This window comes from Variovorax sp. 770b2, assembly GCF_900115685.1.
Classification (GTDB): Bacteria; Pseudomonadota; Gammaproteobacteria; order Burkholderiales; family Burkholderiaceae_C; genus Variovorax.
Genome location: NZ_FOXJ01000001.1, coordinates 60,496 through 74,554, shown reverse-complemented (window position 1 = coordinate 74,554; position 14,059 = coordinate 60,496). Strand labels below are relative to the sequence as shown.

The following is a 14,059-nucleotide window of genomic DNA, read 5'->3' as shown; positions in this document are numbered from 1 at the left end:
CTCGACGACACGGCTCAAGAGCTGATCGGCATTCCATGACGGGCAAGAATGCGCCATTGCCTACGAATTTGGCGAAGGCTTCGAGTCCGGACAACGGGGCTCGAACTGCTTTTAATGGGGTGGAGTCCGGGGTCGTTGCGCTCGATATGTGCGGCAGACCCGGAAAGTGAAAAGCCCCTGCAACTCATTGAATTGCAGGGGCTTCTGACTGGCGGAGTGGACGGGACTCGAACCCGCGACCCCCGGCGTGACAGGCCGGTATTCTAACCAACTGAACTACCACTCCTGGTAGACAACGTTCACTCCTTGCGGAGCCAAGTGCTGACGACTTGTGCCTGCTTCACTTGCATGAAACTGGCGACCCTACGGGGATTCGAACCCCGGTAGCCACCGTGAAAGGGTGGTGTCCTAGGCCTCTAGACGATAGGGTCAAAACCTTAGGAACCGTGCTGCGATCAGCACTTATCTTCTTCTCGACACTTTGATGGTGGAGGTAAACGGGATCGAACCGATGACCTCTTGCATGCCATGCAAGCGCTCTCCCAGCTGAGCTATACCCCCATTTGACTTTCAGGCTTTTCTTTTCAGAATCACCCTGTGTCGGTGTCGAGCCTCAAATTATAGACCGAAAAATCAGGCCCTTTTCAAACGCTCCACAACTTTTTCGCGAGAAAAGATGGCGAGCACCGAATCGAGGGATGGTGTCTGCGGTGTTCCCATCACGAGGACGCGAACCGGCATGGCCAACACGGGCATTTTCACAGAATGCGCGGCCAGAACTTCCTTGATGGCGGCGGCGATCGAAACTTTTTCCCACGTCACGCGCTCGAGCTTCTCGGCGAGCGTCGCGATGACGGGCTTCACTGCATCGGTGACGTGCTGCGCGCGATCGGCTTCGCTGGGCGTCACGTCCGTGTAGAACGCAGCGGCCCAGTCGGCCAGTGCGACCGTGGTTTCGCAGCGGTCCTTGAAGAGCGCGCAGATGGCAACGAGCCGGTCGTCGGCCTCGATGCCGCGCTTCTTCAGCTGCGCGGCCACGAGCGGGGCGAGTTCCGCATCGGCCTTCGCCTTGATGTACTGCGCGTTGACCCATGCGAGCTTTGCCGCGTCCCATTGCGCGGGGCTCTTGGAGAGGTGCGAGCCGTCGAACCAGCTCACCATCTGCTCGCGCGTGAAGAGTTCGTCGTCGCCGTGGCTCCAGCCCAGGCGCGCGAGGTAGTTCAGCATCGCTTCGGGCAGGTAGCCGTTCTCTTCATAGGCAGTGACGCTCACCGCACCGCGGCGCTTGGAGAGCTTCTGCCCGTCGTCGCCCAGGATCACCGGCACATGGCCGAACTGGGGCAACGCTGCGCCGAGCGCGCGGAAGATGTTGATCTGCCACGGCGTGTTGTTGATGTGCTCGTCGCCACGGAACACGTGCGTGATGTTCATGTCCCAGTCGTCGACCACCACCGCGAAGTTGTAGGTGGGCACACCGTCGGGCCGCAGGATGATGAGGTCGTCGATCTCGCGGTTGTTGATGGTGATCTCGCCCTTGACCAGGTCGTTCCACGTCACGTCGCCTTCGGGCGGATTGCAGAAACGCACCACCGGCGGCACGCCTTCGGGCACGGGCGGCAGCACCTTGCCCGGCTCGGGGCGCCAGCGGCGGTCGTACAGCGTCTTCTCGTTGCGCGCGCGTTGCGCTTCGCGCATCTCGTCCAGCTCGGCCGGCGTGCAGTAGCAGTGGTAGGCCGTGCCGGCCGCGAGCATCTGCGCGATGACTTCGCGGTAGCGCTCCAACCGTTGCATCTGGTAGATCGGGCCTTCGTCGTAGTCCAGGCCGAGCCAGTGCATCGAGGCGAGGATCTGGTCGGTCGAGTCCTGCGTGGAGCGGGCCACGTCGGTGTCCTCGATGCGCAGCACGAACTCGCCGCCGTGATGGCGCGCGTAGGCCCACGAATAGAGCGCGGTGCGGGCCGTGCCCAGGTGAAGAAAGCCGGTGGGAGACGGAGCGATGCGGGTGCGAACTTTGCCGGTCATGAAATCGATTCAGGTATTCAGGGTGCCCAGGCCACGCGAGAGGTCGGCCGTGATGTCGTCGATGTATTCCAGACCGACCGCCAGGCGGATCAACCCCTGGCTGATGCCCGCCGCCTGGCGCTGCACTTCGGTGAGGCGGCCATGCGAGGTCGTGCCGGGGTGCGTGATGATGGTCTTGGTGTCGCCCAGGTTGGTGGCGATGCTCACCACGCGCGTGCTGTTGATCACGTGGAAGGCATTGGCGCGCGCTGCTTCGGGCGTGTCGCCGACCACGTCGAACGACACCACCGCCCCGCCCTGCCCCGACTGCTGGCGCATCGCAAGCTCGTGCTGCCCGTGCGAAACAAGGCCGGGGTAGTAGACGCGCGCGATGCCGGGCTGCTGCTCGAGCCATTGCGCGACGGCCAGCGCATTCGCGCATTGCGCCTTCATGCGGATGCCGAGCGTTTCCATGCCCTTGAGCACGACCCATGCGTTGAACGGCGACAGCGCCATGCCGGCGGTGCGCACGACGGGGCCGAACACGTCGACGATGAGCTTCGACGGACCGCAGATCGCACCGGCCATCACACGGCCCTGGCCATCGAGGTACTTGGTACCCGAATGGATGATGAGGTCGGCGCCCAGTTCGACCGGCCGCTGCAGCGCAGGCGTGCAGAAGCAGTTGTCGACCGCGAGCAGCGCACCGCCGCCATGCGCCAGGTCCGCGAGTGCCTGGATGTCGCAGACTTCCGTCAGCGGATTGGTCGGCGTCTCGGCGAACAGCAGCTTGGTGTTCGGCTTCATCGCCGCGCGCCATTCGGCCACGTCGGTCTGCGAGACGAAGGTGGTCTCGACGCCGAACTTGGCGAACTCCTTGCCGAACAGGTTCAGCGTGGAGCCGAACACCGAGCGCGAGCAGATCACATGGTCGCCGGCCTTCAGCAGGCCCATGCACATCATGAGGATCGCGCCCATGCCGGTCGAGGCGCCGATGGCGGCCTCGGTGCCTTCGAGCGCGGCCAGGCGCTGCTCGAAGCTGGCCACCGTCGGGTTGGAGGTGCGCGAGTAGGTAAAGCCCTGCTCGGTGCCGGCAAAGCGGCGTGCCGATGTCTCGGCGTCGGGCTGCACGAAGCCGCTGGTCAAAAACAGCGCTTCGGAATGCTCGCCGTGCTGGCTGGGCGCCAGCCCGGTGCGCAGCGCGAGCGTGTCGCGGTGCAGTCCGGGCGGCAGGGTTCGTTCGTCGGTCACTTCAACTCTCACTCGCTGTGATTGGGGAGCGCGAGGCGCGAAGAATCTTCTTCGGTCTCCTCGATGCGGGGGCGGTTGCCGTTCATGCGCGAGATCGCCTCGGTGTCAATGTCGCCCGTCACGTACACGCCGTCGAAGCACGAGGCGTCGAAGCCGTCCAGCTTGGTGTTGAGCGAGCCGATGGCGCGCTTCATGGCATCGACGTCCTGGTAGATCAGCGCGTCGCAGCCGATCAGTTCGCGGATCTCTTCGACGGTGCGGTCGTGCGCGACCAGCTCGTCCTTGGTCGGCATGTCGATGCCGTAGACGTTGGGGTAGCGCACCGGCGGCGCGGCGCTCGCGAGGTAGACCTTGCGGGCGCCGGCATCGCGCGCCATCTGCACGATTTCGCGGCTGGTGGTGCCGCGCACGATCGAATCGTCCACCAGCAGCACGTTGCGGCCCTTGAACTCGCTGGCGATCACATTGAGCTTCTGGCGCACCGACTTCTTGCGCACGCCCTGCCCCGGCATGATGAAGGTGCGGCCCACGTAGCGGTTCTTCACGAAGCCTTCGCGGTACGGCACGCCCAAAAGGTGCGCGAGCTGCGTGGCGCTCGGGCGGCTGGATTCGGGAATCGGGATGATCACGTCGATCTGGTTCGGCGGCACGGTGGAGACCACGCGCTTGGCCAGCGTCTCGCCCAGGTTCAGGCGCGCCTGGTAGACCGAGATGCCGTCGAGCACCGAATCCGGACGCGCGAGGTACACGAATTCGAAGATGCAGGGGTTCAGCGTGGCCGACTCGGCGCACTGCATCGAATGGACCTTGCCTTCCAGGTCGATGAACACCGCTTCGCCGGGGGCGATGTCGCGTTCGAACACATGGCCCGAGCCTTCGAGCGCGACCGATTCGCTGGCCACCATGACGTTGCCGTCGGCGCTGCGGCCCATGCACAGCGGACGGATGCCGTAGGGGTCGCGGAAGGCGAGCAGGCCATGGCCCGAGATCAGCGACACCACGGCATACGAGCCGCGCAGGCGCTTGTACATGTTCTTGACCGCGGCGAACACCTCGGCCGGATGCAGCGGCACGCCGCGCGAGGAGCGCTCCAGCTCGTGCGCGAGCACGTTGAGCAGCACTTCGGAGTCGCTCTCGGTGTTGGTGTGGCGGTGGTCGGTAGAGAACAGCTCCGAACGCAGCGCGTGCGCGTTGGTGAGGTTGCCGTTGTGCACCAGCACGATGCCGAAGGGCGCGTTCACGTAGAAGGGCTGGGCCTCTTCTTCGCTGTAGGCGTTGCCGGCGGTCGGGTAGCGGACCTGGCCCAGGCCCACGTTGCCCGGCAGGCCGCGCATGTTGCGGGTGCGGAACACGTCGCGCACCATGCCCTTGGCCTTGTGCATGAAGAACTTGCGTTCCAGCAAGGTCACGATGCCGGCCGCGTCCTGGCCGCGGTGCTGCAGGAGCAGCAGCGCGTCATAGAGCAACTGGTTGACGGGTGCGTTGCTGACAACGCCGACGATTCCACACATGAACGATTCCTCTCAGGGCAGGTAGCTTGCCAACTTTTCAGGCAGCGCGGGTTTCAGGCCCTGCAATGCCGCATCGAGAACACCGGCACTGAGCGAGTCGCGCCACCAGGCACTGTCGCTCAACACCAGCAAATGAACAACGACTGCCAGCACGAGCAGGGCCACTGCGCCCCGCGCCGCACCGAAGGCAGCTCCCAAAATCCGGTCCACGGGCCGAAGGCCCACGACGGTGATCAGCTTGCGCGTCAAGGCCGCCACGAGCCCCGCGCCGAACGCCACCGCCACGAACACCAGCACGAAGGCCAGTGGATAACGCCACGTGGCCTGCGGCTCGCCGAAGGGCAGCCACGCCGCCACATCGGAGGCCAGCCACTGGGCCGCGATGAATGCAGCCACCCAACCCACCAGCGAGATCACTTCGAACACCAGCCCCCGCATGAGGCCGAACAGCATCGACACCACGATGAGCGTGACGGCGATCCAGTCGAGCAGGGCCACGGCAACAGGCGCCTGCGCTTACAACGTGAGGATCGCGGCCGGCAAAGACAAGCCCTTGACCTTCTCCGCCGCCTTGTCCGCCTCGGCACGCGAGGCGAAGGGGCCGACACGCACCCGCGTGCGCTCGCCATCGGCCGTCTTGGCCACGTGGACGTAGGTCTTCAGGCCCGCCCGCTCCAGTTTCTGCCGGACCTCGCGCGCCTTGTCGGCATCGGCGAAGGCGCCGACCTGCACGATGAAGCGGCCTGAGGCCTCGTCGCCGGCGGCCGGCTTGGGCGTGGCGCTGATGGGCTTGCCCTCGAGCAAGGCGCGGGCGCGGGCGCCATCGTCCGCAGAGGCGGCTGGCTTGGTCTCCGGCTTGGGTTTGACCTCCGGCTTCGGCTCCGGCTTGGGCTTGGGTTCCGGCTTGACCTCGGGCTTGGGTTCCGGCTTTGGCTTGGCCTCGGGTTTCGGCTCGGGCTTGGGTTCCGGCTTGGGTTTGGGCTCGACGGCTGGCGGCGTGCTGGCCGCCGGCTTGCCCGGATCGATCACGGTGCCGTCGGCGGTCTCGGTGATCATGCCGCCGGCCGATGAGGCTGCCGCCACGCGGGCGCTGTTGTCGGGCGCAGCGGGCGCGCTGCTTGTTGCAGGTGCCGTTGCGGGTGCAGCGGGCACGGGCAGCGGCTTGACCTTGTTGCGGTCCGGAATCTCGATGGGGATGTCGACCGACACGGGACGCGGCTGGGTGTCGAACAACAGCGGGAACCCGATCACGCCGACCAGCACCAGCACCGCGGCGCCCAGCAGGCGATGGCGTGCGCGCCGACGCATGGATTCGACACTTTCCGCCGGGACGGCCGCCGGGGCGTTGCGTCCTTCGTTGCCTTGTGGGCCGCGCGTGCGGAACTTGAAAAACGCCATGAAGTTCGATCCCTGAAGGAGTGCAGCGAGGTGATGCCAGGTGGTGCGGTCGACCCGTCGGTCAGCCGCCCGGCGACAGGTGTTTGGCTTGCAGCCGGGGGGTGCCGTTTTCGAGCACGCCACCCACGGTGAAGAACGATCCGAAGACCACGATTCTATCAGCGGGGTCTGCGTGCTCGATGGCTGCGCGCAACGCCTGCATCGGCCCTGCATGCACGCTACCGGAGGCATCGGCGCGGGTGTTCTGCGCCTGCCAGGCGGCCAGCAGATCGGCCGCCTTGGCGGCACGCGGCGTGGGCAGGTCGGTGAAGTACCAGCGGTCGATCATCGGGCCGATGCGCGCCAGGATCGGCGCCAGGTCCTTGTCGGCCATGACACCGAACACGCCATGCGTGGTCGGAAAGAAACCCATCGCATCGAGGTTCTCGGCCAGCGCGGCGACGGCATGCGCGTTGTGCGCCACGTCGAGCACCAGCGCGGGCTCGCCCGGCACGATCTGGAAGCGGCCCGGCAGCTCGACCATGGCGAGGCCGTTGCGCACCGCCTGCGCCGTGATCGGCAGTTGCGGACGCAGGGCCTCGAGCGCCGCGAGCACGCCCGCCGCATTGATGAGCTGGTTGGCACCGCGCAGCGCCGGATAGGCCAGGCCGCTGTAGCGCCTGCCGCGGCCCGACCAGCCCCACTGCTGCTTGTCGCCCGATACGTTGAAGTCGGTCCCGAAGCGCCAGAGGTCGGCGCCGATGGCGCTCGCGTGGTCGATCACGCTCTGGGGGGGCATCGGGTCGCTCACGATGGCGGGCTTGCCGGCGCGCAGGATGCCGGCCTTCTCGAAGCCGATGCTTTCGCGGTCGGGGCCGAGGTATTCCATGTGGTCCAGGTCGATGCTGGTGATGACCGCGCAGTCGGCATCGATGATGTTGACCGCGTCGAGCCGGCCGCCGAGGCCGACTTCCAGGATCGCCACATCGGGCTTTTCCTGGATCATGCAGTGCAGGATGCCGAGGGTGGTGAACTCGAAGTAGGTCAGGGGCATGTCGCCGCGGGCCTTCTCCACCACGTCGAAGCTTGCTATCAGTTTGGAAGCATCGACCGATTCGCCCTTCAGGCGCAGCCGCTCTTCGAAGCGCACGAGGTGGGGGGATGTGAACACGGCGGTGCGGTAGCCCGCGTGCGTCAGGATCGACTCAAGCATGGCGCAGGTCGAGCCCTTGCCGTTGGTGCCCGCGACCGTGATGACGGGGCAGCCGAACGTGAGGCCCAGGCGCCCGGCCATCTCCTTGGCGCGTTCGAGGCCCAGTTCGATGTTCTTGGGATGGAGTTGCTCGGCGCGCGCGAGCCAGTCGTTAAGGGTTTCCATGGAGGCCGGCATTGTCGCCGACCCGCCGGGCGCGGCATCATGGCGGCCATGACAACCCTATACGGCATCCCGAACTGGGACGAAAGGGCTTCATAACGGGTCATAACCGCGCATCCGTTTTCAACGCTTCTCCGAGTGGGAGCGGCTAAAAAGCAACGGACGGCTCATAACCGTTCCTAACCGCTGATTAGCCCGCGCTCTAGCGTCTCGCCTAGCGCGCCTCAACAGTACACACTAACTGTCGGTGTGAATCCATAGACGACAACCAATTCATCCACTCAGAATTCGTTGTCGGGCGAACGTTTTGATTCGCCACTACCGGAAGCCCGACATGACCAACTTCACTCTCACGCTCTCCACCGGCACGCAAAAGGTCGCCGCCACCAAGTACGCCCACGCGCCGCGCTCGGCCCCGTTCGCCGCCACCCTCGACGGTAAGCCAACGGACGCATGGACCACCGAAGGTCGGGGCAGCGCGTACATCTACTTCAAAGACGGCGCCACCCTGTATTACGTCAAGGTGCTCGCCACCGACACAGTTGCGGCCAAGACCAGCCTCGTGATCGAGAGCGAGGGCTACGCGCCCAAGGTCGTCAAGACCACCAACAGCCGCACGCGGAAGGTGGTGAAGGCATGAAGCGGATGCATTTCACCGAGGCGAACGTGCGCGCTCTCAAGATCGATGGCGAATACGCCGACGATGAGGTCCAGTACCTGCGCCTGTACGTTACGGCCGGAGGCACCGCCAAGAAGTGGGGCATCTACAAGTGGATCGCCGCCCGGAAGCACGCGGTTCGGCGGTCCCTGGGTGACTACATCGACGTGCCGGTGGACGAGGCTCGCCAGAAGGCCGTCGCCGAGTACGCAGGCCTAAAACAAGATGCCAAGGCGGCGCCCAAGGCAGTCGTCACCACGATTGGCGCAGCGCTAGATGAATACACCAGATCGTTAGTCCTCAAAAAGCGGAAGCAGCCGCGGTGGGCTGATGAAACATTTCGCCGCAAAGGCGTCTACGACGACTGGCTGGAACGCCCTATGGAGGACATCACCGCCATTGAACTAGAAGGCCGCCAGAGCAAGATTACAAAAGAGCGCGGCCCTGCTGCGGCGACTCGGGCGCTCAAGGGGTTCCGAGCCGTCTATGCATATGCGATCCGGCGCAAGCTGTATCGGGGGGACAACATCGGCACGGACCTTGAAATGGTCGAGTCGGAGCCACGCGAGCGGGTGTTGAGCACCCGAGAGCGTGGGCAAGTACTTGCGGCGCTGGAGACGGGCGAGTTCAAGTTCACTATCTGGCGCCCTTTCTTCAGGCTGCTCCTACTCACTGGCGTTCGCTGGGGAAATCTTGCAGCGGCCAACTGGAAGGATATTGACCTTGACGCAGCAATCTGGACCATCCCGCGCTCGGAAAGCAAGATGAAGAACAGCATGCGAGTCCGGCTACGCGCTGAAGCGGTGGAGTTGTTCCGTGAACAGGTCGGCAAGGACAAAACGTGGGTCTTTCCGAGCCCCAAGAAGAGCCGCAGCGGTCACATCACCGAACCCGGATACGCATGGCTGCGAGTGCTAGAAGCGGCAGGGATCGAGCACGCCACGCCCCACGATCTGCGCCGGACGTTCGGGTCGGTTCTCCTGCGAGAGGGAACGCCATTGGAGGTGGTGAAGGAGACGCTGGGCCACAGAAACATCCAGACTACCGAACGGCACTATGCCTTCTTGGATGACGCGACCGTGCGCAAGTATCTGGATGGCATCCCTGGCTAGCTTGAGAAGGGTAGGCCCGATTGCGCCCTTTAGTTGTGCGTGTCATAAATCGTTACCAACGACGAGGAGCGAGCTATGGCATGGATCGGTGTTAACGACCTTCAATTCAAATACTCTTGGACGGCGATTCCCCCAGACGACGCAAGAGTCACCGGCAAACCAGACTCAACATTTCTGAACCGAGGGGAAGGATATGAAGTCCTTGCCTTTCTCAACCGCGTATCGAGCGACAAGGCAGGCGCACTGAAGGGAGAGCGGATGATTAAGAGCCACCTCCCAGGAGACATTCGCAGTCATAAGAACGTTTTGCAATGGCTGATCGATAACTGGGGCAAATACATCTAGTCGCTCTGGACGCGGCGCTGTCGGCGCGGATCAATCCAAAGATTCGCCGGATCAATCTCACGGCGCAGGTATTTGATCTTGATGTTCAGCGCGGTGTCGGGGTCAAGCCCAACATAGCAACAGTGATGAATGAACGTCGGGCTGAGCACATAGTCCAAGTCACCGTCTCGCAACCCTTGCAGGACGACCGCGAGCATTAGTTCCTGGCAGGCTGTGATGGGCGTGTTCGGAAGTCCGGCCGCTAGAGGAGCCCCGCGACGCCCGGGGCTACCTACCCCCTCCCCTTCGGATTTCGACGCTGCAGCAGCACGGATTTCTGGCTGCACAGGCGTCGCTACGGACGATCTTCCCGGGCCGGTACCCGCGAGCGCGTCGAATTTTGGGGAGAACACCGTTGAACCCTCAATAACCTAGACGAGAGTGACGCATACCGCGCCGTTCGCCGCAAACGGCAGTCCCTGCGACCAACTAGCCACCGCTCCCGTGCTCACGCAGAGGGCTCCTGTCGGGCTCATCGGCAGGCCATTGCAGAACTGGCTATTGGCCGGAAGGCCCGCTGTGGCGTCCACGTAGACCAGTTGCCCAGTGGCGGTGAACGACAGGCCGTTTGTAGTCGCCTGTGCAGCCGCGGTGGACGCACGTACTGCGGGAGCAGTGGAGACGCGAAGGGCACTGAGGTAGCTGTCGGTGGCGCCTACGGCGCTGGTCGTCATCTGGACACGACCATTGACCAACGGGAATGGAGTCACGTGGTGCCCTTAGTGAATGTGCGGAGACAGGGTCTCCACCGCCTCGGCGCTTGCGGCCAAGCCGGGAGCGTGGTGAATGATCGTCATGAACTTTGGATCGAAGCCATCGCGGTCCAGCATCACCAGCGACGACAAAAGTGCCTCGCCCAGCGCGGTGCACTCATCAATCGCATCGAGCCGGTGAAGCGCTGCCATCCAAGACCCATCGGGGTTGGTTCTCGTCGGCTCGGCCCAGTAGACGCCCTCGGCATCGTGGTACAGGTCATTGCGGCAGAGCACCCCCGACACTAGGAACGCGCCGAGATACGCAACGTGGGTTAGCTCACCAGCGGGCGTCTTCATCGGCGCTATCTCGCTTTGCCAGCCTCGCTGCAACCTGCGCGGCTGTGTCGTTGATCGCCGCGCGCTCCAGATCGGGGGCACGCTCATCCGGGTTGTGGATCTGATTCGTCCAGACCGCACGCGCAGGGCGTTCGATCTGTCGGCGCGCTTCAACCAATCGATTGGCCTCCGCGATCATCCACTTCTGCATGTCAGTCTGCGACATGCCAGCGACCCGCTTTGATTGGACCTGCTCCGCCTCATCGTCTCGCGCATCGATGGCCGCATGGAGAACATCAGTTGCTCGGAGCATCTTGACCTCCTTGGACCGCCATCGAGCGTCCAATTTGGGAGGCCAATTGCTGACCTACCTCGGAAATGCGGTCCCTGAACTGCGGATGTTGTTTAGCGAACTTGACCAACCACTCCGCCTGCTTGTGAGGGGCCATGTCGATCAGTGCGTTGTAGACCCCGGGGGCCAGATCACCGCGAAGCCCCTTGACCATGAGCCCGACCCCAGCGCTGGAATAGAGCGCGGCGGCAACCGCAGCAGGGGCCGCATGTCCGGCAAGCGCCGCTCCCCCACCACCAATCGCCAGCGCCAATAGTGCGCGTCCGGCCGTGCCGCTGTCGGGGATCGTGCTTGGGAGAACATTCTGGCCCGCCCGATTCAGTGCGCTGGGAGCTTGATCGAATTTGGACGCCCCCCGATTGAGTTGCCGAGGCGTGAACTGGCCTGCGCCAGTTTTGTCTGCCGCGCTGACGATGGGGAGCAGGTTCCGGTACGCGGTGCGGGCCTGACCTAGCGTTTTTGTAGCCTCCGGCGTGAGCCCCTCCACCGTCTCGCGCAGGGCGGATTGAAGCGCATAGAACGCCTCCCCAAGCGAATGATCCGAAGGGTTTTGCGACTTGGTGAACTCCCGGGCGTAGTGACCTATCTCGCCATCGATGCGATTGGCAATCTCTCCCGGGATCGCGCCGCCCCGCTGCGTCGCCTCCTGAGCGGTGGGCAGAATCTTTCCCGACACATACCGCCGAATCAAGCCGCCTTGCTCGGTCGTGAGAAGCGGGATGTTGTCGATGTCGTCAAGAGCTTTGACAAGAGCTTGCTTTACGAGTTGCGGACGAATGACCGTCTGGGGCAACACCTTGTCGTAGGTGTTCGAAATGGCACGCTGGGCCTGCTCGACGGCCTCTGCACCAGAACCCTTGACCGTCACGCCCAGCGGCTTCAACGCTACGTTGATTTCGGCGTTGCCGTACTCACTGAGGGAGCGAGTGCGAGCGTATTTGAGCGCATTGCCCACCAGCGGCAGAGAGGTCGCCGCATCCTCAAGGTGGCGGACGGTACTGCCGATGGGGCCATCCCCGAATAGTTGGCCCGGTGTCGGTCGTACACCCGCATCCACCAGCGTTTGCGCATCCTTGGAGATCAGCGATTTGCCCAAGCCGATCGCACGCCCCAAAACCCGCCCGCCGACAGCTCCAGCCGCGCCCCACGTGGCCGCGTCCGCAGCTTCGCCGGGAGAGGCTGTGGCGGCCGCGTAGCCCGCATTCGCCCCCACGTCGCCAATCAAGCCCGAGAGCCCTTGGAGAGCTTTCGGCAGCGCCATCCGAGCGCCTTGGGCCAGCTTGGCGCTCGCCCCAGCGATGGGAACCGCGGTGACAGCGAGTTCAGGCAGAACACGGCCTACACCAGCAGCGGGGCCAGCAGCGGCGTATGCCCTGTTCGCTTCGACAGACTCAGGGCTGACGTATGCGCGTGCGTCGCGGGCTACCGGATGATCGCTGGGGACCGGCGACGCAGGACCGGCGACCACCTCTTTGTCTAGCGAATCGACCATGTCGCGGACACCCTTGCGAGCGCCCACCGCCACGTCACGGACGACACCACCGAGCTTTTCAGCGAACCCACCAGCAAACTGGTTCTCCAGCGTTTGGCGGAGCGTCGGCGCTTGGCTGCGACCCTCGTTGGAGTAGTTCTCGCCGGGGGCGTCGGTGTAGGTCTTGGTGGGGAATTGCTTGCGCAAGACGGACGCGATAGCTGCGTCATCCATGCTGTCGGGAAACTCCCCAATAGAGCCGTTGGGCAACTCGACTTCACGCATGAATTACTCCAGCTTGCCCGTGGCCGGGTTGAACTTCATGCGAGGTTTCGGGGCGTCCTGCTTCTCTGCCGCAGTTTCCACAGCTTGGCGGATGCTCGGTCCTGCGCTCGCGGGCCGACCGGTGGGCGACGCATAGGACGATGGATCGGAGGCGCGCTCCATGAATTTGCGTACCTGCTTGAGTGCGGCGAGCCGCGTGCCAACAGGTTTGGAGCGGTCGCCCAGATTGCCGACCTGCTCCTTGTAGAACGCCAAGTCCTTGTCGGAGGTCGCGCCGCCGAGCCGTGGCACCTGGCTCGCGAGCGTGGAAGCGATCTGATCGAGACGCGCCGCCGCCTTTGCGCCATCGGTGGAGATACCTGCAGCCCCCGCGATGGTGTCGCGCAACGAGCCTGCTGCCGAGCCGGTAGCCATTGGCAACAGGCGTTCGGCCTCGTCCAGATCAGACAGACCCTTCTTGGCGTTGGAGACCTTCTCGCCCTGCTCTTGCCGCTCCTTCGTGATGCCTGCTGCTTCACGACCTACAGCGCCGAGCGGGAACTGTTCGCCCGTCAGCTTGTTAACGCGCACCGCGTTCCCCTGCGCATCCTGAACGATCTGGTAGTTGCTGGCCTTGTCGGCCCCGCCTCCACTGCCACTCGCGCGGACAGCAGTCGCGAGCGTGCGCCGGAGGTCGTTGGAGTCGCCCGCGAGGTCACGGCGCAGTTGATCGTTGCTGGCGTCGTGCTCGCGCTTGTACTGCAGGTCTTCCTGCTGCTTGCGCTGGGCCTCGGCGATGGCTGCTGCACGCGCGTCCTTCTTGTCGGCTCGGTTCGCGATGCGCTCGGGCTCGTTGATGGTCAGGTCTTTGGCGTAGTCGGTCATCAGCGAGCGCAACGCTGGAATCTGCGCACCCTTCTGCGCCCACGCCAACTTCGCTTGAATTGGGGCGGTGTCCGGGGGCTGTTGGGCCATGTGCTGCTGAACAGCGCTCGACTCGACCATGTCGTAACCGGTCTGATCGACCTCCAGCCCCTTCTTCTGGATCGCCTGCGCGATCTGCTGCGCCACGGGGGTCAGTTGCTGGGAAAGGGACGGCTTCACATAGATGCCGGAGACCATCTGCCCTTGCGGGGGCATCGCGCTGCGAGCAGCTTTTGCGGCCTCGCGCAAATCAGCCTCGCGGTCGCGAAGCTGGGCTTGTCGCCGCATCAGCGCTTCGTTGCCGAAGCTGGCGGGGAGTTCTTCATAGGTGGACATGGTCGGCTCCGG

The 14,059-nt window shown here is 64.2% G+C and carries 14 protein-coding genes and 3 tRNA genes; 3 read left to right on the top strand and 14 right to left on the bottom strand.

Annotated elements, in window-relative coordinates:
- Positions 1-209: 209 nt before the first annotated feature.
- From BM133_RS00360 to folC, 9 genes are all read right to left on the bottom strand, one after another.
- Positions 210-286: transfer RNA gene (locus BM133_RS00360), tRNA-Asp, on the bottom strand.
- Positions 287-355: 69 nt separating this feature from the next.
- A tRNA-Glu gene (locus tag BM133_RS00355) sits at positions 356-431 on the bottom strand.
- A 54-nt stretch (positions 432-485) separates the two neighbouring features.
- Positions 486-561 (bottom strand) — tRNA-Ala (locus BM133_RS00350).
- 72 nt (positions 562-633) lie between these two features.
- Positions 634-2,022: a glutamate--tRNA ligase gene (gene gltX, locus BM133_RS00345; protein WP_093430843.1), complete on the bottom strand. Its 1,389-nt coding sequence runs from the start codon at positions 2,020-2,022 to the stop codon at positions 634-636.
- A gap of 9 nt (positions 2,023-2,031) precedes the next feature.
- Positions 2,032-3,252, bottom strand: coding sequence for an O-succinylhomoserine sulfhydrylase (locus BM133_RS00340; protein WP_093430841.1), 1,221 nt, complete (start codon positions 3,250-3,252; stop codon positions 2,032-2,034).
- Between the two features lie 8 nt (positions 3,253-3,260).
- Complete coding sequence (gene purF, locus BM133_RS00335) at positions 3,261-4,763, bottom strand: amidophosphoribosyltransferase (protein ID WP_093430840.1); 1,503 nt, start codon at positions 4,761-4,763, stop codon at positions 3,261-3,263.
- Between the two features lie 12 nt (positions 4,764-4,775).
- Positions 4,776-5,261 (bottom strand): CvpA family protein, encoded by a 486-nt coding sequence (locus BM133_RS00330; protein ID WP_093430838.1) that lies wholly within the window; start codon positions 5,259-5,261, stop codon positions 4,776-4,778.
- 18 nt (positions 5,262-5,279) lie between these two features.
- On the bottom strand, positions 5,280-6,161 hold the full coding sequence (locus BM133_RS00325; RefSeq protein WP_093430837.1) for an SPOR domain-containing protein: 882 nt from the start codon (positions 6,159-6,161) through the stop codon (positions 5,280-5,282).
- Between the two features lie 61 nt (positions 6,162-6,222).
- Complete coding sequence (folC, locus tag BM133_RS00320) at positions 6,223-7,530, bottom strand: bifunctional tetrahydrofolate synthase/dihydrofolate synthase (RefSeq protein WP_093430835.1); 1,308 nt, start codon at positions 7,528-7,530, stop codon at positions 6,223-6,225.
- Positions 7,531-7,849: 319 nt separating this feature from the next.
- Between folC and BM133_RS35060 the strand changes: the two genes are divergently transcribed.
- The 3 genes from BM133_RS35060 to BM133_RS00305 all read left to right on the top strand — a co-directional run bounded on the left by BM133_RS35060 (position 7,850) and on the right by BM133_RS00305 (position 9,630).
- The gene (locus tag BM133_RS35060) at positions 7,850-8,155 is read left to right on the top strand and encodes a hypothetical protein (RefSeq protein ID WP_177224677.1); all 306 of its coding nucleotides are present in this window, start codon (positions 7,850-7,852) and stop codon (positions 8,153-8,155) included.
- On the top strand, positions 8,152-9,285 hold the full coding sequence (locus BM133_RS00310; protein ID WP_177224676.1) for a tyrosine-type recombinase/integrase: 1,134 nt from the start codon (positions 8,152-8,154) through the stop codon (positions 9,283-9,285). The genes BM133_RS35060 and BM133_RS00310 overlap by 4 nt, the downstream gene beginning before the upstream one ends.
- 75 nt (positions 9,286-9,360) lie before the next feature.
- Positions 9,361-9,630 carry a hypothetical protein gene (locus BM133_RS00305; RefSeq protein WP_093430832.1) on the top strand — a complete coding sequence of 90 codons (270 nt, stop codon included), beginning with the start codon at positions 9,361-9,363 and terminating at the stop codon, positions 9,628-9,630.
- Here BM133_RS00305 and BM133_RS00300 read toward each other — a convergent pair.
- The 5 genes from BM133_RS00300 to BM133_RS00280 form a co-directional block, all read right to left on the bottom strand.
- Complete coding sequence (locus tag BM133_RS00300; protein WP_093430831.1) at positions 9,627-9,827, bottom strand: hypothetical protein; 201 nt, start codon at positions 9,825-9,827, stop codon at positions 9,627-9,629. The two genes, BM133_RS00305 and BM133_RS00300, sit on opposite strands and share 4 nt — an antisense overlap.
- Before the next feature lie 561 nt (positions 9,828-10,388).
- Positions 10,389-10,721 carry a hypothetical protein gene (locus BM133_RS00295; RefSeq protein ID WP_093430829.1) on the bottom strand — a complete coding sequence of 111 codons (333 nt, stop codon included), beginning with the start codon at positions 10,719-10,721 and terminating at the stop codon, positions 10,389-10,391.
- Entirely contained in the window at positions 10,702-11,013 is a 312-nt protein-coding gene (locus BM133_RS00290; protein WP_093430827.1) for a hypothetical protein, read from the bottom strand. Before BM133_RS00290 ends, BM133_RS00295 begins: the two co-directional genes overlap by 20 nt.
- Positions 10,997-12,808 carry a hypothetical protein gene (locus BM133_RS00285; protein WP_093430825.1) on the bottom strand — a complete coding sequence of 604 codons (1,812 nt, stop codon included), beginning with the start codon at positions 12,806-12,808 and terminating at the stop codon, positions 10,997-10,999. Before BM133_RS00285 ends, BM133_RS00290 begins: the two co-directional genes overlap by 17 nt.
- 3 nt (positions 12,809-12,811) lie before the next feature.
- On the bottom strand, positions 12,812-14,047 hold the full coding sequence (locus BM133_RS00280) for a hypothetical protein (RefSeq protein WP_143100043.1): 1,236 nt from the start codon (positions 14,045-14,047) through the stop codon (positions 12,812-12,814).
- Positions 14,048-14,059: the final 12 nt, after the last annotated feature.